The organism is Sedimentisphaera salicampi (genome assembly GCF_002117005.1).
GTDB classification, from domain to species: Bacteria; Planctomycetota; Phycisphaerae; order Sedimentisphaerales; family Sedimentisphaeraceae; genus Sedimentisphaera; species Sedimentisphaera salicampi.
Map to the genome: position 1 here is coordinate 105,752 of NZ_CP021023.1, position 22,279 is coordinate 128,030.

General features: G+C 46.7%; 13 protein-coding genes. 7 read left to right on the plus strand and 6 right to left on the minus strand.

The features are described 5' to 3' along the window. Positions 1-8 precede the first annotated feature (8 nt). The 5 genes from STSP1_RS00430 to STSP1_RS00450 all read right to left on the minus strand — a co-directional run bounded on the left by STSP1_RS00430 (position 9) and on the right by STSP1_RS00450 (position 4,713). Positions 9-548 (minus strand): prepilin-type N-terminal cleavage/methylation domain-containing protein, encoded by a 540-nt coding sequence (locus STSP1_RS00430; protein ID WP_085754453.1) that lies wholly within the window; start codon positions 546-548, stop codon positions 9-11. A 24-nt stretch (positions 549-572) separates the two neighbouring features. Further along, the gene (locus tag STSP1_RS00435; RefSeq protein ID WP_085754454.1) at positions 573-1,064 is read right to left on the minus strand and encodes a hypothetical protein; all 492 of its coding nucleotides are present in this window, start codon (positions 1,062-1,064) and stop codon (positions 573-575) included. Between the two features lie 81 nt (positions 1,065-1,145). Beyond that, positions 1,146-1,568 carry a type IV pilin protein gene (locus STSP1_RS12765; protein WP_261340865.1) on the minus strand — a complete coding sequence of 141 codons (423 nt, stop codon included), beginning with the start codon at positions 1,566-1,568 and terminating at the stop codon, positions 1,146-1,148. A 66-nt stretch (positions 1,569-1,634) separates the two neighbouring features. Further along, on the minus strand, positions 1,635-2,843 hold the full coding sequence (locus STSP1_RS00445; RefSeq protein ID WP_085754456.1) for a type II secretion system F family protein: 1,209 nt from the start codon (positions 2,841-2,843) through the stop codon (positions 1,635-1,637). 160 nt (positions 2,844-3,003) lie between these two features. Further along, entirely contained in the window at positions 3,004-4,713 is a 1,710-nt protein-coding gene (locus STSP1_RS00450; protein WP_161491539.1) for a GspE/PulE family protein, read from the minus strand. A 360-nt stretch (positions 4,714-5,073) separates the two neighbouring features. Between STSP1_RS00450 and STSP1_RS00455 the strand changes: the two genes are divergently transcribed. From STSP1_RS00455 to STSP1_RS00485, 7 genes are all read left to right on the plus strand, one after another. Next, positions 5,074-5,622, plus strand: a complete 549-nt coding sequence (locus STSP1_RS00455) for a sigma-70 family RNA polymerase sigma factor (protein WP_161491540.1) — start codon at positions 5,074-5,076, stop codon at positions 5,620-5,622. Beyond that, on the plus strand, positions 5,615-7,342 hold the full coding sequence (locus STSP1_RS00460; RefSeq protein WP_085754459.1) for a FecR family protein: 1,728 nt from the start codon (positions 5,615-5,617) through the stop codon (positions 7,340-7,342). The genes STSP1_RS00455 and STSP1_RS00460 overlap by 8 nt, the downstream gene beginning before the upstream one ends. Before the next feature lie 52 nt (positions 7,343-7,394). Next, positions 7,395-8,207 (plus strand): type II secretion system protein, encoded by an 813-nt coding sequence (locus STSP1_RS12425; RefSeq protein ID WP_085754460.1) that lies wholly within the window; start codon positions 7,395-7,397, stop codon positions 8,205-8,207. A gap of 83 nt (positions 8,208-8,290) precedes the next feature. Beyond that, positions 8,291-10,684, plus strand: a complete 2,394-nt coding sequence (locus STSP1_RS00470) for a LamG-like jellyroll fold domain-containing protein (RefSeq protein ID WP_085754461.1) — start codon at positions 8,291-8,293, stop codon at positions 10,682-10,684. Positions 10,685-10,770: 86 nt separating this feature from the next. Continuing rightward, entirely contained in the window at positions 10,771-13,161 is a 2,391-nt protein-coding gene (locus tag STSP1_RS00475) for a LamG-like jellyroll fold domain-containing protein (protein ID WP_085754462.1), read from the plus strand. Between the two features lie 217 nt (positions 13,162-13,378). Then, positions 13,379-15,985, plus strand: a complete 2,607-nt coding sequence (locus STSP1_RS00480) for a glycoside hydrolase family 43 protein (protein WP_085754463.1) — start codon at positions 13,379-13,381, stop codon at positions 15,983-15,985. A gap of 50 nt (positions 15,986-16,035) precedes the next feature. Continuing rightward, on the plus strand, positions 16,036-18,390 hold the full coding sequence (locus STSP1_RS00485) for a glycoside hydrolase family 2 protein (protein WP_123806939.1): 2,355 nt from the start codon (positions 16,036-16,038) through the stop codon (positions 18,388-18,390). 99 nt (positions 18,391-18,489) lie between these two features. Here the strand turns inward: STSP1_RS00485 and STSP1_RS00490 are convergent, their stop codons facing one another. Continuing rightward, positions 18,490-22,260 (minus strand): DUF3857 domain-containing protein, encoded by a 3,771-nt coding sequence (locus STSP1_RS00490; protein WP_085754465.1) that lies wholly within the window; start codon positions 22,258-22,260, stop codon positions 18,490-18,492. Positions 22,261-22,279 lie beyond the last annotated feature (19 nt).

Sequence of the window (22,279 nt, forward strand, 5' to 3'; positions counted from 1 at the left end):
TGGCAAATTCAGTTATGCCTGACAGCAGTCCAAGTAAATGTGAAATCGTCTGAGCCCTCGTCAATCGTCATACAAAGCTCTACAGACAAACCCTGAGCAGAAAAGCTCAGATAAGAAACATCCCCGCAGAGAATCTCTGTATAGTCGCTGCTTAGCTGCTGAAGCGTCCCGAAAACTACATCCCCATGTTCAACAAAGAACTCGTCATTACTGTTCAGATAGTATTTTGCGTATTTATCTGGCCAGTAGGGCGGGTCTGTATGGTCGGAATAGTAATAGAGGGTTAATGTTTCTCCGTCGTCTTCTATTGTGATATTTCTAAGGCTTGCTTTTCTGCAAGTGCCGTTAAATGCCTTTCTTACTTTAACTACTCCCTCTGCTGTCTCCCCGAAGATTCGGCGGAAGGTCTTGTCCAGCCCGGAGTACTGATTTGCTATAACATTATTAACTGCCATAACAATAACTGAAATTATCGCAAGCGAAATGGTTACTTCTACAAGTGTAAAGGCCTTGCTTTTTCTGCTTGATTTTGTTGGCTTAAGTCTCATTTTTATGCCTTCCAATCTAAGGCTTCAATGAAGGCACTCTGTGATGCCCACATAATCTCTTGACTTCCAGTAGCCTCCGTCCAGATTGTTTGCCCAGCCTACTCTAACATTGAGATACTTGTAGCCGTCTATGTATTTGTAGGAGAGAGCCACGCGGAACTTGGTCCCATTGATTGTGATCTTGTAGTAGGGGAAGATATCGTATGATATTGTAAATCCCGCAGGGATCCCAGGCCCGAAATAAGCCCCGGAGACGCTCACATCCCCGCAGTCCATAATCGAATCCGAGAGGTCTTGCGCAGGGTTGAATTCCAGCGTTCCTCCCTGTCCCTGCCAGCTCTCCATAACAGCAGACCCCAGCATACAGCCCTCAAGCTGGCACTGTGAGCGGTAGGAATCTATCGCAGAGTAGTAATCAAATTTCATCGTTCCCATTACAGCGATTAAAAGGACAGCAGAAGAAATCGTGGCTTCAACTATAGCAAAGCCTTTTCTGTTGGTATTATATTTTTTCATTTTTGCTGCTCCTTAAACCCTAAGATATCAATGAGAAGTAAAGGGGTGAGAATAGCCTCACCCCAAAAGATTTCTATTTTTTTAACCCGAGGTAGCTGCGGTTTCAGTCCAAGCGCCGTCTTGATCGAGCGTAATTTGGGAATAGTTCGAAGGTGCGTCCGTCTTAGACGGAGTGCAGGTTATTGTGAATGTCAATGGATCCATTGAAGAAACGGTCATAGAGTAGTCTTCATCTGCGAAGTAAGTTCCTTCCAGATCCCCGTCCGCAAAGCCTAACTCTGTTGCACCTTGGCCGAAAATAGCCGTAGCAGCATCTCCGTTAGGACCTTTCTCTGCGTGGTAAGCACGGATAGCAGTTGCAACTGTACCCATAGCTGCCTTTGCCTCAGACCACTTGGCCGAATCCACACGGCCCCTCATCAGCGGCACTGCAACAGCAGCCAAGATTGCGACGATCAATACTACGATCATCAGTTCGATTAATGTGAAACCTTTTGCCTTCATAAGTTCACCTCTTAAAAAATGATACATCAGTTAAAAATTCTCAATCTACACTCTGCAGATTATTCTCTATACATCGGACATGGTGAATACCGGCAGGTAAAGCGCTATCACTGTTACCAGCACAAGCGAGCCCACCAGCATCATCATTACAGGTTCTATCATCTTTGTCATAGCTTTTATTGAGCCCTCAAGCTGCCTTTGAAACTGTTCGCTGGTCTTGTCGAATACGTTTGACAGCGAACCGCTCTGTTCGCCAACTTGAGCCATTTTTATCACCAGATTGGGAAACATTTCAGTAGATTCGATTGCCGAGGAGATGTTGTCTCCCTCTTCGATTCGCTTTTGTATGTTGGTGATTGATTCTCTTATAATATCGTTGCTGTTCATAGCCTTGATTATCTCAAGAGTTTCCAGCACAGACACTCCAGACATAAACAGAGTTGATGTTGTCTGGCAGAAAGTGGTTATGAACGAGTTTATTATTATGTTGTTGAAAAAGGGCAGCCTTAAAACAAGCTTGCTCAGATTTCTGTGCCCATTGATTGTTTTGCTGTAAAAATGCCCCGAAATCCACAAGGCAATGATTATTAGTCCCATCCACCAGATATTTCTGGAAATGTAATCGTAGCAGGACATATATACCTCTGTAAACGCTGGAAGCTCGTTTTTGAACATCTCGAACATACTTTTGAATCTCGGGATGATCAAAAGCCCCATAACGGTTACAATAAGCACAACAAATCCTGCTACGAAACAAGGATACGAAAGAGCCCCTTTTACGTCTTTTAAGAGCTTCTCCCTCTTAACGTAATAGTCTGCCAGCCTTTCAAAAACTTGGGGCATATTGCCGCTGGTTTCTCCTGCGAGGCTCATCGCTCTGAAGAATGTGTTGAATACTTTCGGATGTTTTTTAAGGGCGTCTGTGAAAGTGCTGCCGGCTTTGATGTCTTCTGAAATTGAGTTTAAGGTCTTCTCGAAGTATTCATTGTCTATGTCGTCTGAGATTGTCTCCAAAGATTCTGTTATGGAAACTCCGCCGCCCATCATAGTGCCAATCTGCCAGCAAAATGCAGCCATTTCAGAGAGTGATACGTGTTTTACATTTCTCTTTTTCTTCCGGCTTTTCTTCTTTCGAGTGTCAAGCTCTTCGATGAGAACGGGGATTCGCCCTTGGCATCTTGCCCAAACAATTACTTCGCTGTGGCTGACGGCTTCGTAAGTGCCTGTGTATTGTTTGCCGCTCTCGTCTCTGAGTATGTACTTGAAAGTTTTCATAATTTTAACCGCTAAAAGCAAGTGTTAATACTTGTCTAATAGCCATTGTACCAAAATATACAGCAAGTCAAGAACTTTTACGTAAGTTTTCTTGCATTTTTAAAAATTTTTCAAATATAAATACTTGTTTAGTGGCTGTGGTGTGATTATGAGGCTTGATTCAGAGGCTGCTGTAGGCCGCAGCAAGAACTTCTTCGGCAGTCGTGATTCCGACTGCCATCCTTCTTACTCCGCTCTCAAGAAGGCCGTCGAAGCCGGCTTTTCTTGAAGACTGCCTCACCTCTTCTTCATGGCCGTTGTGCACGATGATGTTTTTTATTTCGCTGTTTATATTGAGGAATTCGAAGATCGGCAGACGCCCGCGGTAGCCTGTTTTGCTGCAGTATTCACACCCCGCAGCCCTGTAGAAGGTATTCTGACGGGCGTATTCCTCACTGATTTGGAGCTTTTCCTTTTCCTCCTCAGTTAGTTCGGTTTGCTCCTTGCACCTCTCACAAAGCCTTCTGATGAGCCTTTGAGCTATCACGAGATTCACAGCAGAAGCAAGAAGATACGGCTCAAGACCCATATAAAGCAGTCTGCTCACAGCACTGGGCGCATCGTTGGTATGCAGAGTACTGAGCACCAGGTGCCCTGTGAGGGCAGCCTTAACTGCAATCTCCATAGTTTCGTTGTCTCTTATTTCTCCAAGAAGGATAATATCCGGGTCCTGCCGCAGGATTGAACGAAGGCAGGCGGCAAAGCTCAGGCCTATGCTTGACTTAACCTGAACCTGATTTATGCCCTCAAGCCTGTATTCTACAGGGTCCTCAACTGTAGTAATATTTTTTGAAGGATCGAAAAGGTAGCTCAGAGCTGAGTAGAGTGTGGTGCTTTTTCCGCTGCCTGTAGGGCCGGTAACGAGAATAATCCCGTGCGGCTTGCTCAGTGAATTCTTCATAACCTTCAAAAGGTTCGGTTCAAAACCAACGCTTGCAAGGTCGTGTTTTAGCGAAGACTGGTCCAGTATTCGCATTACTATCTTCTCGCCGTAGATTGTAGGTATTGAACTCACTCTCACATCAACGGCCTTTCCCGCTAGTTTAACCTTGAACCTTCCGTCCTGAGGAACACGCCTTTCAGTAATGTTCATCTGAGAAAGTATTTTAAGCCTTGTAAGAACCCCGGGCTGCATCTTTCTAGGCGGCGGGCACATATTCTGCAAAACACCGTCCACACGCATCCTTATCTGCATGGTTTTCTCTTGCGGCTCAACGTGGATATCGCTGGCCCTGCTCTTTATTGCCTGGCTGAGCATCAAATCCACAAACCTTATTACAGGCGCCTTGCCGGCCTCAGACTCCACGTTGAGATCAGATACTGTGTCCTCTTCGGCCTCTTCCTCGCCAGAATCAAATTCCAGCTCAACTATATCTCTAAGCTGCTGCTCCTCTATATCAGAGCCGTGATATATCAGCTCAATCGTCTTTTCGATATCTGATTTGCACGCTATAAAGAGATTGAGATTGGTTTTCAGTTTGCTTTTTATGTTGTCAACAGCCACCACATTAAGAGGATCGGCTATTGCTATTGAGATAGAATCGGGATTTTCCTGTACTATCACTGCATTGAAGCGCCGTGCCATCATTTCAGGCAGCTTTCTGGCAATTTCAATATCAACGCCGGAGAGAACATCGCCGCTCATAAATTCAATGCCGAAATATTCTGAAAGGCAGTTGGTCAGCTGTTTTTCAGAAAATGCTCCTCTGCTTTGCAGAAACTCGCCTATACGCTTGCCAGAGGGCTGGGCGTCCAAGGCTTCTGCAAGCTCAGTTTCGCCTATTTTGCCTTGAGAAACGAGCCATTGTCCAAATTTAATCTTTTCCGCCATGGATTTCCTTTTGAATAATGATATCCTATTGTATAATACGCAGGTGATAATACAAGCTTTTTTAATAAAAAATAAAGTAAAAACTCGTAACTCAATTCTCATATATTTAAGTGTATAGGCTTAAATGCAAATGAGTAAATGATTTACAGCTTTTTGAGTCTTTTCAGAATCGGCATAATTGCCAGATTTCAGATGCCGGCAGAAATTCTGAACATAATAAAGCTTTATGGGTATATATTATATTATAAGCGTATGGTTTGCGGCCTCAAAAATTAAATTTCCATTTTTTGAAAATCAGTGTTGCAGATTTTTAATCTGAAATCATTAAATAAATGAAAAAATAAAATCAGGAATATTGCTTTGAAAGCGGAGATTCAAAAAAATACTGATCTGCATACCGGCGAGAAGTTTACAGATCTTCTCACCGGAAACCAAAGGCAGATTCATGCTTATATAATAAGCCTTGTTGGCAACTTCAATGATTCTGAAGACATTCTTCAGGAAACCACCAAGGAGATGTGGCAGAAGTTTGAAGATTACAAACTGGGCACAAATTTCCTTGCATGGGGTAAAAAGATCGCTTACTACAAGGTTCTGGAGTATAGAAACAGAAACAAGCGGAAAAAGTTTGTTTTCGATGATTACATACTCCAGCAGATAAGCAAGGAGTCTGTTTCGGAGCTGAAAGACGCAAACTCTTACACTATGTTTCTTGAGGATTGCCTTAAAAAACTCAGAGATGCGGATTTGAATCTCGTTAAGTCTTTGTATGTGGAGCAGAAAACTGTTAAAGATCTTTGTGCGAGCCTGAACCGCTCTCACCAGAGCATATACAGGAGCCTTGGAAGAATTCTAAACCTGCTGCGGCAGTGTATTCTCAGGGCATCAATGAGGGCAGGAAATGAATAGACAAACAATTTTAGAATTTAGAAGCCTGTGCATTAAGCTTTTCGAAGGGTCTCTGGATGATCATGAAAGCCAAAGGCTTAATGAGCTTATGTATCACCCTGCGCTGAGGAAGGTCTATTTCGGTTTGGTTAAAGTCAATCTCTCTCTTAAATTCGCAGGCGAATGCTGCAGAGAATCTTCAGAACTTCTAAGTGAAGAAACTTTTGTTGAACAGGTATGGGAGAGTCTCGCAGAAGAGGAGAAAAATGCTGAGCCTGCTCAAAGGTTTGAATCTATTGAAGAATCGCCAAGAAGAGTGAACAGGAAGGTTTATCAGCAAAAACAGCCAAGGCAGATCAGCAAATTCAATCTCTATTCAGCTATCACCGGCGCTGCTGCCCTGATATTTCTATTCATTTTTGCAAGCCTTTCGCCGGAGAGAGCAGCAGTGAAAGTGGCGGCGGTTAGAGATTCACTTGATGTTAAGTTTGCAGATGACTCTAAGAGATATTCCAAGGGCGATATCATCTGGGCTGAGGAAACTATTAAAATTTCCGAGGGGTTCATTGAATTTGCAACTGCGCGGGATGTTCTTATAACAGTTGAAGCACCGGCTGAGTTTGAATTCAATAAGCAGGACGATATGCAGCTCGAATACGGCCAGCTTTACGCAAATGTCGGCGAGAATGGGATTGGTTTCACTGTCCATACAGACAATATGCGATTGATTGATCTTGGAACCGAGTTCGGCGTTTACAGGGATAAAAAGGGCTGGACAGAAGTTCATATGATAGACGGCGAAGCAGCTCTTGTGGCTGGCGGGTCTTGGTTTAAGAAAACCAAACAGCAGCTGTTTCAAGGGCAGGCAAGGGGCGTTTCCGGAAACGGAACCAGTGTAGAAGAGCTTGATTCTAAGCCGGAAAAATTTGCCCGATACATTAACTCAGACCATAAATCTGTATGGCGAGGACAGAAAACATTAGGCCTTGCTGATATTGTCGGCGGCGGCAACGGCCTCGGCAGCGGCGAGTATAAATCCGGCATAGATACAGCTTCTGGTGAATATACTGCGGACATTAACAGGCTTAATTCGCTCAAGTCTTCCAGCGGCAATAGATATTTTAATGTCAAATCTCTTCCGTTTGTTGACGGGGTATTTATCCCGGACGGCGAGTTTGGCTCAGTTCAGGTTACAAGCCAAGGCCATACATTCAGCGAGCTGTCAGATACAGACGGAAAATACTGGATCGGGCTCCTTAACGGCGCATACCATCCGAGGCTGAATGATGTTCTGCCGCATACACTTACTTTACAGGGAGCAAAGCAGAGTTATCCTGAAAATTCAGCATTGTTTATACATCCAAATCAGGGAATCACATTTGACCTAAATAAAATAAGGCAGATTGTTGAAGGAAATCAGTTTGCCAGGTTTACCGCCGAATTCGGGCTTTCAGACAGCGTGTTTGACAACGACAACTTTGTTGTACCTCTGAATAATTTTGAGGTGTTCAAGGAGGGCCAGCTAAATTGCGATTTGCAGGTGCTCGTTGATGGTCAGCTTCGATTTGAGAAAAGGAACCAATCCCCCTCGCAAAAGCCGAGCAGGGTGGATCTAACACTAAAACCGCAAGATCGCTTCTTGACCATCATTGTATCAAATCCTGTCGAAGACAATCTGCCTGATTCCGGTTTTGTCTGGGCATTTATGAGAGAGCCCAATCTCCATATCAGGAGAAATTAACAAGAGCAGTATTTGCAGTTATGAAAAGTAACTAAACAATAAAGAGGATAAAATGAATAATACAAAAAAAGGATTTACACTTATAGAGCTTCTGGTTGTTATTTCAATCATAGCTCTGTTAATGGCAATTCTTATGCCTGCTTTGAGCAAGGCAAGGGAGCAGGGCAAAAGGATGCTCTGCGCTAATAATCTAAGGCAGTGTGCTGTGGCCTGCCAGATTTATTCCCAGCAGAACAGGGGGGTGTATCCCCTTCAGGCAACCACAGCTTGGGCGTGGGATATTTCTTACTGGACAACCGATCTGATTATCGACAGCGGCGCAGAACCGGATATCTTCTACTGCCCATCAAATACCAAGATGTCTGCCGATAAAGACAGGTACTGGAGATTTGCTGAGATCTGGCCGGAAGCGCCAAATACAAGCCTCGACAGAGAAGAGCCCGATACCCTTTTCCACAGGAGAAATCTCTACAGGGTTTCATCATACTTCTGGTTTTTCGACAGCTACGAGGTGCTTGAGGACAAAAATGCAGGGCGGCCTGACCTTGAAGGAAGGCCGACTACAGACTGGCTCGTTAAATCTCAGGACGTGGAAAACCCCGCTGAGAGGAAAATGATTGCCGATGCTGTTTTCAAGCAGAATGAGCTATACACCCAGATCAAAGGCGGCAATTGGGACGGCTGGCAAAAGACTGACAGAACAAATCACGTTGACGGAGGCGGCGAGCTTAACGGCTCGAATGCTGCTTTCGTTGACGGCCATGTGGAATGGCTTGGCGAAGAGGAACTCGAAAACCCAGACGGCACCGACAGGGTTCGGCTCAGAGTAGGCGGTTCCGGCGGTACCGTAGAGCAGATTTGGTAATTATAATTTAAGCAGTAAACAACAGACGATTTTTTCTGTGTGTTGAAATTCTAATTTAATACTTATTTTTAAGGAGATTCATTATGAAAAGAAGCTTGCTTCTAACAATGTTTCTGGCGGCGCAGTTATTTTTGCTGCAGTCGCTTGCCGTAGGCAGCACTGTTGCCTACTGGCGTTTCGAAGGCGGTACATCCGATGGAGACCCCATCCTGCACGGAGACGCGGCCGACGGAGATTTTTATCCGGCGATAGTTGACAGTTCCGGAAACGGCAACGCCCTTTCTGTATGGCACGAAGGCGCGCACATTTACAGCACGGAGGTTGGATTCACCGAAGTACCTCAAACTGGGGCATCCAATCAGTTCAGTGCTAAGAACAATACCGGCTTCCCCGGAATGTGGACTCAAACAGGCTCTCAAATTAGCAATATGAGCCCGGCTGAGTTTACTATCGAGGCAACCGTAAGGCTCGAAAACGGCGGCTATCGCTGTATAGTCGGTCGAGACAGCTACGGCACTTCACCGCACAACCCTGACCTTGCAGCACTTTATCTTCAGGCTACCCCTGGAAACGGCCTTGCGATAAAATTCTGCGATGTACAGGGTTTTTGGCATGATGCTATTTCAGAGGGCGGAGTGATAGAAACTTACGATTTTGGCACTAATCCTTCTGGTGCAGGCATTCCGTTCTACAGCATAGCGGCAGTTAGCGACGGCGAATACCTTTCGCTCTATCTTTACAACCACGACAGCCCTGAAGAAGGCTACAGGCTTATTGCTCAGGAGAATATGCTCGAAGAAACCGAGAGCACAAATACTGCCCTTACAGCCGGCGCCGGAGACGGCGGAGACTGGGACGCAGGTAACTGGACAGTAACAAGAGGTCTTTACGGCGGCGGTCACGGAGATCGTGCTTGGGGTTTTGTTGATGAAATCAGAATCAGCGATTCAGCCCTTAGAGTTACAGATTTCCTCCAGGGCCCAACACCCTACAACGGTGATGTTGCTCAGCAGTCCGATCCTGTTAACGGCGATGTTGATGTTACATTCAGCTGGGACGCTCCGGGCGAGGATGCCTCTGGAGACGGTTCAAATGCAGTTGAGCCCGATCTTGTAGATCAGTATGTTTTCGTTAGCTCAGGCAATGAAGAAGATCCCGAGCTGTACTACGCAGGCGCAACTGGCGTTGACCCGGGCACAGCAGATCCTGCATCTTCATTTGGCCCGGTTGATCTCAACTACGACAGCACCTATCAGTGGGCAGTAGTGGGCGTTATGGACGGATATCAGCAGAGCCTCACTCCAGGAGTCAGCACGCTTGCAGATGCAGACCCGAACAACAACATTCACGGGCCTGTCTGGGAGTTTGAGTCTATGGCTTCTGTTCCGATAATCGATGAAGACCCCGGCTATGATGTTGTTGCAGATGGCGAAGATGCTTCACTGATTGTTGAGGTAACAAGTGTTACCGCGCCATCATTCCAGTGGTTCAAGTCTGAGGATCAGGCAAATGATACACCTGAAGATGATGCTGCTGTAAGCGATCCTGATGTAACACTTGATATTGCTCAGGACGGCGAAAGCTACACCTGCACAATGACTGTTCCAGCTGCAGCATTTGCAGACGAAGGATATTACTACTGCGAAGTTTCAAATGAAAGCGCAGCTTCAGCAGTTTCACAGGCCGGCGAGATTGAGATCGAAAAGCTGGTTAACTGGTACGAATTTGAGAATAACATTATGGATTCTCAGGGCACAAACCACGGCGTTTCAATGAGAACTGATCCAAACGCTCCGTTTGATTATGCATCAGGAATGGTTGGACAGGCTATTTCTCTCAATGCCGACGGTGTAGGCGATTCATTCGAAATAGACCAGTCTGTAAAGGCAAACTTCACTATTGAGATGTGGGTTAAGACAACAGGCGATTCTCCAGGAACCGACGGCTGGTATAACGGCTTAGGCCTTGTTGACGGCGAACAGAACGGACAAGTTGACGATATGGGGACAGCCCTGCTCGACGGCAAATTTGCTCTGGGAATCGGTGATTACGACGGCGAAATGCAGATGACGCTTAAGTCTGAATCAGACATCAACGACGACACCTGGCATTACTGCGTTGCAACACGCAACTATGAGACAGGCGATATGAAGGTTTATGTTGACGGCGTGCTTGAGGCCTCTTTAAGCGGAGCCACAGGGCTGAAAGATGAGCCTGAAACACTTCGAATCGGAGCATTGCATACCGGTATGAATTTCTTCCCCGGACTGATCGATGAGCTCAAGCTCTACAACTACGAGCTTTCTGAGGTAGAAATTGCCGATAACTATACTTCTCTAACTGGCGAGTCTGTTTGCCTTACCTCTCAAGCACCTGATAAAGGCCTTGATGTAAATGATGACTGCCAGATTGATATGGCTGATTTCGCCGGCCTTGCTGCCGAATGGCTCACTAGCGGCATTTTCCCAGTTCAGTAATGGTGTTTGATTTACAATGATAATGTTATAAAACTTGCAGACCAGAGCTTATCTCTCTGCAGGTAATAACAATAAGGAGATTAATTATGAGTAAAAAATTACTTTTAACAGTATTCTTTGCGGCGCAGATATTCCTTCTGCAGTCGCTTGCGGTAGGCGAAACTATTGCCTATTGGCGTTTTGAAGAAGGCCCAGCAGACGCTCAGGTTCTCCACGGGGCTGGCGAAGGTCAATTCGCTCCGGATATACCTGATGCTTCCGGTAATGGCAATGACCTTTCGGTATGGAACGAGTCGTTCGCAGGATATGGTTTCAGAAGCGAAGTCGGCTATGATACCGTCCCATACACTGGGCAGGCAAACAACTTCAGCGTTAAAAATACAGGCGGCTCGCCAGGTATGTTCACTCAAACCGGCTCTCAGATCAGCACTATCGAGCCGTCAGAGTTTACAATTGAGGCCACCTTCAGGCTTGAAAACGGCGGTTATCGCGGCATCATCAACAGAGACAGCCAAGGCAGTGTAACAGGAGATGCTGCGCTTTCAGCTCTTTATTTTCAGGCTATTCCGGAGAACGGCGTTGCAATAAAATTCTGCGATGTTCAGGGCTACTGGCATGATGCTATCTCAGAAACAGGCGTTATAGAAACCTATGACTGGGGAACAAACCCCTCTGGTGCAGGCGTTCCTTTCTACAGCATGGCAGCAGTGAGCGATGGCGAATTTCTTTCGCTGTATCTCTACAACCATGATATGCCCGAGGAAGGCTATAAGCTTGTTGCTCAGGAGAATATGCTCGAAGAGACAGACAGCACAAACACCGCTCTCACATCTGGTACTGGAGACGGCGGAGACTGGGATGCAGGTAATTGGACTGTAGGAAGAGCTTTATTCAATGGCGGACACGTTGACCGTGCATACGGCTATATTGATGAGGTAAGGATCAGCAATTCTGCCCTAAGGATAACAGATTTGCTTCAAGGCCCAACACCTTACAATGGAGGCGTTTCTCAGGAATCAGACCCTGCAAACAGCGATGTAAATGTTACTTTCAGCTGGGATGCTCCGGGCGAGGATTCATCTGGAGACGGTTCAAATGCTGTTGAGCCGGACCTTGTAGATCAGTATGTTTTCATTAGCTCAGGCGATGAAGAAGACCCTGTGCTTTACTATGCAGGAGCAACTGGCTCAGACCCGGGCACAGACAACCCGGCATCTTCCTTTGGCCCTGTTGACCTCAGTTACGATACTTCATATCACTGGGCAGTTGTTGGCGTTATGGACGGTTACGAGCAAAGCCTCACTCCGGGCGTCAGCACCCTTGCAGATGCTGACCCGAATAACAACATACACGGGCCTGTCTGGGAGTTTGATGCAATGGCATCTGTACCTGTTATTGATGAGAACCCGGAATATCAAGTCGTCGCAGACGGCGAGGATGCCTCGTTCACTGTAGAGGTAACAAGCGTTACTGCCCCTTCATTCCAGTGGTATAAATCTGAAGATCAGGCAAGCGATACCCCTGAAGACGACACCGCACTGAATGAGCCGGAGGTAACTCTGGATATTTCTCAGCACGGCACAACGTATGACTGCACTATGATCTTACCAGCAGCCGCTCTTGCTGATGAAGGCTACTACTACTGCGAAGTTACAAACGAGAGCTCCGTTTCGGCATTTAGCGATGCCGCCCAGCTCGAAATTGAAAGGCTTCTGCACTGGTACGAATTCGAGAACAATATCATGGATTCGCAGGGAACAAATCACGGCGTTTCAATGAGAACTGATCCAAATGCTCCATTCGATTATACAGAGGGTATGGTAGGAGATGCTATCTCTCTGAATGCCGAGAGCGTTGGCGATTCATTCGAAATCGATTGGACATTGAAGTCTAATTTCACAATTGAAATGTGGGTTAAAACCACTGCAACTCCGCAGGGCGGAGACAACTGGTGGGAAGGCGCCGGCCTTGTTGACGGCGAGCTGCCCGGATGGTCAGATGATTTAGGGGCTGTTTATCTCGACGGCAAATTTGCCCTCGGCGTAGGCGATCCTGATGACGGGAATATTACCCTTAAATCAAATACCGATTTGAATGACGGAACCTGGCACTATTGCGTTGCTACCCGTGATTATCAAACCGGTGAGATTAAGGTATTTGTTGACGGTGTTCTCGAAACCGAAACTGTTGCTCCTGCCGGCCTGAAACAAGGCGGGGATAACATTCGGATTGGTGCTATTCAAACCGGCAGCAATTTCTTCAAAGGACAGCTTGATGAAGTTAAGATTTATAACTATCAGCTCTCTGAGCTTGATATAGCTCAAAAATACACCACAGTAACTGGTGAAACAGTTTGTGTTGCTTCTCAGCGTCCGGATGAAGGCCTTGATACAAACAACGACTGCCAAATCAATATTGATGATTTTATGGTTATGGCATCTGAATGGCTTGTAAGCGGGATCTATCCTGCAGACTAATCGGGTTGATTCTTGCTTCTAAGTAAACAAACAGCAGGCGAGGGATTAAGTCCTTCGTCTGCTTTTTTAAAAAAATTTCTCTTGAACTAAATCTCTTCCTGATTTTTACCGTATATACGTCCATACTTCTTCGTATAAATTTAATGTTGAAAATTGAATGATTTCTTTCATATATAAGTGAATTCACAAATCGAAAGTGTTTTTATAAGGTTGCCAAATGAATTTATTGATTCGCAATTACAGCCAAAAGCTCTTAGGGTTCTTTGCCTTTTTCCTGCTTTTATCAGCAGCGCTTCAGGCAGGAGAAACTTATACAAATCCTGTAATCTCCGAGATAGGGCCGGCAGACCCGACGATAATCAAGTACGACGGGAAATACTATATGTATCCTACCGGTGATAATGTCAGCTATCATGTTTACACATCCACAGACCTTGTCAACTGGACAAAGGGGGGCAGAGTGTTCCAGCCGGGCGGAGTGAATATCTGGGCTCCGGATGTTTACTACAACGAAGACGACGGCAAATTTTATATGTATTACACCGCGGATTTCAAAATCGGCGTTGCAACATCGAACAGACCGGACGGGCCGTTTATAGATCAGGGCATAATTCTGGATGGTTTCATAGATGCCCACTTATTCAAAGACGCCGGCAATTATTATCTGTACTTCACAGATATCGGCCATATGTACGTTCAGCAGATGTCCAGTCCAACTCAGCTAACAGGCGAGAAGCAGGCTATCCTTCAGCCCGATCAGGGTTGGGACCAGGAGGCAGGCTGGGTGAATGAAGGCCCGTGGATGCTAAAACACAACGGTACATACTACCTCCTGTTTTCAGGCAGCGGGGCGGATACTCCCGAATACGCTGTGGGCTATGCAACTGCCGACAACCCTATGGGACCGTTTACAAAATACGAAAACAATCCCATCATCGAAAGGGGCGGCGGTGTTTATGGCCCAGGGCACGGCTCTGTTACCACAGACGATGATGGAAATCTCTGGCATATTTATCACCAGAAACAGGACGATAATGTGGATTGGAATCGTTTTATCTGCATTGATCCGATGTGGTTCGACTCAAACGGTGTCTTACACAGCCGAGCTACGAGGGGCGAGGAGCTTCCTGCCCCCAAGATTGACGGCAACAAGCCCGAACTTGCATATTGGCGTTTTGAAGAAGGCCCCGCAGATGCGCAGGTCTCTCACGGAGGGCTTGAAGACGGGCTCTTCTATCCGGCTGTCCCTGATGTTACCGGAAACGGAAACCCGCTTTCTGTTTGGAACGAAAGCTTTGGCGGATACGTTTATAAAGATCAAACTGCCTTCGATACCGTTCCTTTAACAGGGCAGGCGAATAATTTCAGCGTTAAAAATTCCGGCGGAAACCCCGGGATGTTCACAGGGACAGGTTCATTTCTGTCTTCAGTGAGCCCTTCAGAATTCACTGTACAGGCAACTTTCAAGCTGGAGGACGGTGGCTATCGCGGGATTGTAGGCAGAGACAGCTTCGGCTCGGCAGATAAAGACACGCAGCTTTCAGCTTTTTATTTGCAGGCGATTCCTAATAACGGGATTGCTGTTAAATTCTGTGATGTGCAGGGATATTGGCACGATGCAATCTCAGACATTGGTATTATAGAAACCTACGACTGGAATTCGAATCCTTCCGGCGAGGGAGTCCCTTTTTACAGCGCAGCAGCAGTAAGCGACGGAGAATTCCTTTCGCTCTACCTCTACAACCATGATAACCCCGAGGAAGGCTATAAGCTCGTCGCTCAGGAGAATATGCTCGAAGAAACTGAAAGCACAAATACCGCCCTCACTGCCGGCGCAGGAGATGGGCCGGACTGGGACGCCGGCAACTGGACTGTAGGCAGGGCTATGTTTGACGGCGGACATGCAGACCGTGCTTGGGGCTATATTGATGAGGTGAGAATAACCGCCGGAGACCTCAGGGTTACAGACCTCCTCCAAGGGCCTTCCCCCTACAACCCTGAAACGGCTTTAACTGCGGATATGGACAACTATGTGGTTGATGCCTATCTCTCCTGGAATGCTCCGGGAACGCCCGATGAGCCGGTTATGAGGGATATTGTTAATGAGTGCGTTTTTATAAGCTCCCCGGATCCTCAGGATGACAGCCTTTATTATGCCGGCCAGACAGCAATGGACCCGGGAAACTACAACCCCTCTTCATCCCTTGCAGGTATTGAGCTTGATTTTAACGTTTCCTACCGCTGGGCAGTGGTTGCAATTATGGATGGCTGCGAACAGACTTTTACAGTTGGTCAAAGCACGCTGGCGGATGTGGATTCGAATAATTTGATCGGCCCGATATGGAGTTTTGATTCTATCGAGCTTGAACCGGGTATTGCTGCCCAGCCTTCCGAGATTGTGCTTGCTGAGGATTCCTCAGCCACAGGCTGTTTCAGTGTCAATCTAAACAGCAAACCGATGGGTGATGTCCAGCTTGAGCTTTCAGAAAAATATTCACGCGGGCAGTTTACTGTTTCCCCCCAAAGCCTCCTTTTCACCGCTCAAAATTGGTCGGTAGGGCAGGATGTCTGCGTTCAGACGGTTGATGATGATATGCTTGAAAGCCCTCTGGATACAGTGCCTGTTGAGGTAAGTGCGTCCAGCTCTGAAGATCAGTACTACAACGGCCTCACAGCAGAGCCTTTTGTTGTCATAATTGAAGATGATGAGTGCGGCTCGGCAGGCTATCTCAAAGCAGATTTCAATCTCGACTGCAAGGTTGGGATGGACGATTTCAGCTTTTTCGCTCAGCAGTGGCTTTCAGACACTTTAGTTCAGGATTGAATGAAGTTTCAGATTTTATTCTAAGATTTGTTTTTAATAGAAAGGTTACTATGTCAAAAGTAAGCAAATTAGTTTTATGCGCATTAGTTGTGTGTATGTTTTCCCAGCAGCAGGCTTCGGCTTGGTCGTTAAAGCAGGCCCCGCTCATGACAGACTGGGCAAGCGAGGTGGACCCCCAGAATACTTTGCCCGAATACCCGAGGCCTCAGATGGTCCGTGAGGACTGGATGAACTTAAACGGTATCTGGCAGTTTCAATCGGGCAGTGAAGGCGACGATGTTCCCGCAGGCCAGAGTCTAAGCGGCGATATCCTCGTTCCATTCCCTGTGGAATCGGCTATTTCAGGGGTTAAAGAGCACCACGAAAGGGTGTGGTATAAGAGAACCTTCCAGGTTCCCCAAAGCTGGGATGGAAGCAAAATACTCCTGCATTTCGGCGCAGTTGACTGGGAATCAGAAGTTTACGTAAACGGTCAGAGCGCAGGAGTTCACAAGGGCGGCTTCGATACTTTCAGCTACGATATAACATCAATGATCGATTCTCAAAAGCAGGATCAGGAGCTTATAGTTCGCGTTTACGACCCCACAAACAGCACTGCCATTGCCTGCGGAAAGCAGGACCTCAATCCAAACGGAATATGGTACACAGCCGTTACAGGCATCTGGCAGACTGTATGGCTTGAGCCCGTTCCGCAGACTTCCGTAGAAAAATTGAACCTCACTCCAGACGTTGACAATAGCTGCCTGAATATTTCTGCTGATATTGACGGCGATGGAGAAGGCGTTACAGTGCATGCAAAGGCATTTGCAAAAGGGAAAAAGGCCGGCGAGATAAACGGCGCACCCGGGCAGAAGCTCAGCCTCAATCTCAGGGATCCTCAGCTTTGGTCTCCCAGCAACCCTTTCCTCTACGACCTCACTGTTCAGCTCAAAAAGAACGGCAGTATTATAGATGAGGTGGAGAGCTATTTCGGTATGCGTAAGATTGAAGTAAAGAAGGTTGACGGGAAGAACAGAATCCTTCTAAACGGGGATTTCGTGTTCAATATCGGTCCGCTGGATCAGGGTTGGTGGCCGGATGGGCTTTTCACCGCCCCCACAGATGAAGCCCTCAAATACGACCTCGATATGACCAAAGAATTCGGCTTTAATATGACAAGAAAGCATGTGAAGATTGAGCCGGCAAGATGGTATTACTGGTGCGATAAGCTCGGACTTATGGTTTGGCAGGATATGCCGAGTATGCGTTCAAGCGGGAATGCAGCCCAGAGGCAGCAGTTCGAGAAAGAGCTTGCGGCTATGGTTGACGATCTCGGGAATCATCCGTCAATCGTATTGTGGGTGGTATTCAATGAAGGCTGGGGACAGTATGATACTGTTCGCGTTACTGAAGATGTGATGGAGCAGGATCCTTCAAGAATCGTTACCTGCGCCAGCGGCTGGACAGACCATGAAGTAGGCCATATTAAAGACGACCACAGATACTCACCTCCTCACAATCCATCAGCTCCAACCGAGGACAGGGCGTCCGTTTGCGGCGAGTACGGCGGAATCGGTATGAGAGTAGAAGGGCATATGTGGGAGGAAGACTCCTGGAGCTATACAATGGCCGAAACAGGCGATGAGCTAGAAAGGATATACGATTCATATATCCAGACACTGGTTCAGTATCGCAAAGACCCGGGATACAGCGGCGCTGTTTACACGCAGATAACCGATGTTGAGGGAGAGATTAACGGCCTGATTACCTACGATCGTAAGGTTGTTAAGCCGGACCCTGCCGATATCGCTTTCTCAAACAAAATGTATGAGAGAACTTATGATCATATTCTCCCGACATCTGCACAAACCCCGCAGACTTGGAAATATTCGGTTTCTGATCCGGGTGAAGGCTGGGAGGCAGCCGGATTCGATGATTCTTCTTGGCAGGAAGGACAGGGCGGATTCGGAACCGACGGAACTCCAGGAGCTGTTATCGGCACAGTCTGGGACAGCTCAGATATATGGCTTCGCAAGAGTTTTGAAGCAGGCGATTTAACTCCCGAACAAATGGATAAGCTTATTTTCCGTATTCACCACGATGAAGATGCAGAGGTTTATGTAAACGGTACGCTTGTTCTCTCTGTGGACGGATTCTCCACAAACTACTTGTATGTTAATGCAGGGCAGGAACTCAAAGATGCAATCCAGCCCGGGCAAACCAACACAATCGCTGTTCATTGCCGTCAGGAAACCGGCGGGCAGTATATTGATGTAGGCATTGCAGTAGAAACCACCAACTTTGATGATGAATCCTGCGGACAGCTCGGATACGCACCTTCAGATTTCAATCGTGACTGTCTCGTTGATATGAGCGATATGCTGGTTTTCGTGCAAGACTGGCTCGGAACCTCATCTGAAGGCTGATTGTGCGGTGATCTGATTTAAGTTCAACCAATCAAAAGGGCGGGACGGCATTTGCCATTCCGCCCTTTATTCATTACTGCTTTCTTTATGTTCAGGCTTTTATTCTTCGCTCTCAATAAGCGTTATTGTGCGTTTATCAGGATGTTTAAGCCAGCTGTCTATCTCTGAGAGCCTGTCGTACTCGAATTCCCTTATAACAGCGGGTCTTGTTTCCATAGTATATTTTATTGTTATCATCCTGCCTCTTTGAGTACATTCGATTTCGATAACTCCTGCCCCTGCCGGCAGAACCCTTTTCTCCGATTTCGGCATCATCAGCACTTCCATCCCCTCAGGGACAGCGGTATTCACAGTAATCTCTGCCTTGCTGTAGCCCGGCATATAGTAAGGATTCTCGCGAACATCTTCACTTATTCCAATGCTTCCCGGATTTGCAGGGACAGTAAAATACATCAGATTGCCTTCTTTAACTGCGTATTTGGGTATGTCCAGCTCATACTGCTTAAGCCCCGGATAAGCGGAAAAATCTGTTATAAGCTCGCTTTCTGCCTCAGCGAACTGGGAGATGTTTGAAACGAGCTTTTCGTAGTATCTTCTTCGCTTTTCCGGAGTTACCTCAGAAAAGTATTTGTTTGATTCAGCAAAATTTGTTCCCCATATCCGGCTTTCATGGAGCATCTCAGCCTTTCCTTCGGGAGTGATTTCCAGCTCTATCAGCGAATCAGACCTGTTTGTGTATTCCTCGGGCACATCAATTCTCAAAAGCTGCCTTGTCTCTGTATTTACAGACATCCTGCGGTTTCTGTATGTCGTGCCGAGCTGGGCGTATTGAGTTGTATCGCCGATATAGAAAACGCCCTCATCAGTATGAGTTTTTACAAGCGGAGAACCCCAAAGAGACGGGGATACGGTTTCCTTCATCAGATCCTCAAATTCATTGAGCCGCCCGCAATTTGCGGGCAGAATAATTTCATTCTCAATGCCGGAAAGCTCCAGCAGTTTCGAGGTGAGTATTGCCTTGTCCAGCCTGTTGCCGTAGCCGTTTTCAAGCGTCTGCCTGCAGGTGAAGTGTTTACCAAGCGGGATTCGGGTGTATGAAGGGCCGGCGGTTCTGATATTCCGTGCTGCGAAATCCCTTATAGAAATTATTATCTCTTTATCGCTCTCAGCGTCTTTGGTTATCTCCTTCACTTTTTCGGATATCTTTTCTTCCTGTGAGGCCACCCTTGATGCTGCGGCAACGCTTACCATATCAGCATACTCTCCTATTTGACCTGTGCTTACCCTTAAGAAAGGTGTATAGGCGTATTTTGGAGGCAATGAGCTTTCGGCCTTAAGCGCGGGGAGGTCTTTAGCTGTCCATACATACTTTTTTGTCCCTTGGTTTTCACTGCTTTGCCGTTCGATGATTCCTTCACCGCTCACAGTTCCCGGGTTGAGAATCCCGTTATCATCGCACACTATATGAGTTTCTATGTTTGAAGGGATATTCAGCTTTACTGTCATTCGGCGGTGAGGCTCATAACCTTGAAAAGTCCTGTACATAGAAAAATAAGGTCGGTTTTTGAGCGTCCTTTTAACGCTGTATTCTATAACGCTTCCCGCTTCCACTCCCGGCAGAGAAGCTACAAGAGTTTTGCCCTCGGGGTATTGCGGAGCAGAGGCCACCCAGCCTGCATCCATTACATTCTTCTCAACTTCGCTTATCTCTTTCACATTCCCGTCGTTTATGACTCTCGCATAGTTCAGCTCCAGTTCTTCCCAAACAGGCACATAGCTGAATTTGAGCTCTGAGTAGTCTTTTTTGCCCTTATAGCTGAGAATCTTCCTGCGAACTACAGTTTCAACAGTCCAGTTATGTTCGTCTTTGAGTTTGTATTCAACGTCTTTGGAGAGCAGTTCTGAATCCTGCTGATTCTTGCGAGTATCAGTTAAAACGATCTTCTTTCTTGAGTTGTATTCTATGTCCTTGAGGTTTTCTTTGAGCTCGAGATACTGCTCGGGCGAGAACTGTACCTCTTTAAATTTGATTTCCCGTTTGAGTTTTATGCCGGTGTCGATCTTTTCGAAATTGCTTGAATATGACATGTAATCCTCATCAATAGCAGAAGTTTCAGGAGTTGAAAACACCTTCAGGTCTTCTGCGATTTCGAGGGTTTTGCTCTCGCTTACGCCGCAGGTTATGCCTGTTTCAAGCGGGAATCTCCTTTTGTCCAGCCCCGTAGCCTGAAGAACAAAGTTGGCAATTCCTGCCTTAGCCCCAATGTTGTATATTGGAAGAAGAGCCTTGCCTTTGCCTTTGATCAAAACATTGTCTGCATGATAAGTGATCTCAGCTTTGAGATTTTTGGAAGTGTCTTGAAGATTTTCCGGCTTGAGACTGTAGGAATCCAGCTCGCCGCCCGGAAGGAAATTTTTAAGAAGCTTTTCGAAATAAGACTTTCTCTGCTCAGGCTTCTTTCTAAGGAATGCCCCGCGGTATGCATTGTCGTTAATGCCTTCAAAAACGAGCGTGCTTTCTGCCTTGTAGCTGCCGTTTTTATCTATTTGGGCTTTGGTAGTTATCTTCAGCATATTATTTTCAGCCGGCTCTACTGGTGATTCCAGCAGGGTTTCCCCGTAAGGTGCTGCAACAATATAGCTGCAGTCGTTGAGGTAGGAGGGCATCAGCCGCTGAGTGCTTTCATCTGTCGAATCCATCAGCTTGTATGTTCCGTCTTCATTGCGGACGCATGTTATAGCGTGATTGAAATACGGCTGGGGAACTTCCTTATCCTTTTTCGGGCCGCTGTGAATCAGCACGGGATAGCTCTCGAAGCCTGCAAGCCTCAGCATAGCCACCAGCAGGGCGGCTTTATCCCTGCACACTCCGTGCCGGTTTTCAAAAGTGAGGCTCACATCGTGCGGTTCGTTTCCGGGAGCTTCTTTCTCTATGGTAATCCCCATATAGCGTATTTCCTGAGAAACAAACTTGAAGATTGCCCGGATCTTCTCTTCATCAGTTTCAATGCCCTCGAGAAGCTCTTCAACCTTTTCTTCCATCTCCGGCGTGGTATCAAGGTGCGGCTCGGAAAGCTCCCAGTACCATTTTGAAACAGTTTCCCATTGCTCTATCGTGCTTACAAGGAGCCTCTGAACGCAAGTCCAGTAGTCAGGCATACTCGTTTCAGGATAGAATCTCGGCACATCTCGAGCCGTCCATTTATGCACGGTTTTGCCGCTCTTTTCTGTTTTTTCATAGCTTACAGTGTCATCCACCTTGTCTTTCAGTGCCATGCTTTTGATCGGCAGCTCCTCCGGCGCATACACTTCATACACCTCCTTGACAATCGGATACTTTGATTCGAATACAAAATAATTGCTCCATGTATTCTTCATCCGCACCTTGGTGTACCGGTCTGCTGCGATATAATGGATCGTATCACCCACCTCAAGCCCGGGCAGTGATACTACAAGCACTTTGCTGTTTGGGTTGTAGATGTTTGCGCTCATGCTGGAGTTGTCTGTCATTACCTTGCTGTTAGCTTCGGTATCTATCTCCACGGTGCTGCCGTCCGGCTTGATAAGCTCTACCAGCTCAAGCTCGATTGTGTCGTAAGGTCGAGTAAAATGGAAAGTGATTGTTTGGTTGTTTCGTTTGCCCTTTTCGGTGAGCACCTTGTTGTAGTATTCTGAGATATCTACTGAAGTTCCGTCGGGGTTGTAGGTTGTTTTTGTGTATCCCGAAACGAGAACTTGATCGGAATTCGGGTATTTCTCCTTGTCTGCTTCTTTTGCTGAAGCCATCGCTTCAGGCCGGTATATAAGCACTTCAGCAAAGCTTGAAGCCGCTATAGCAAGCAGTAAAAACAGCATAACTTTCTTGTACATTTGAAATCTCCTTATCTTT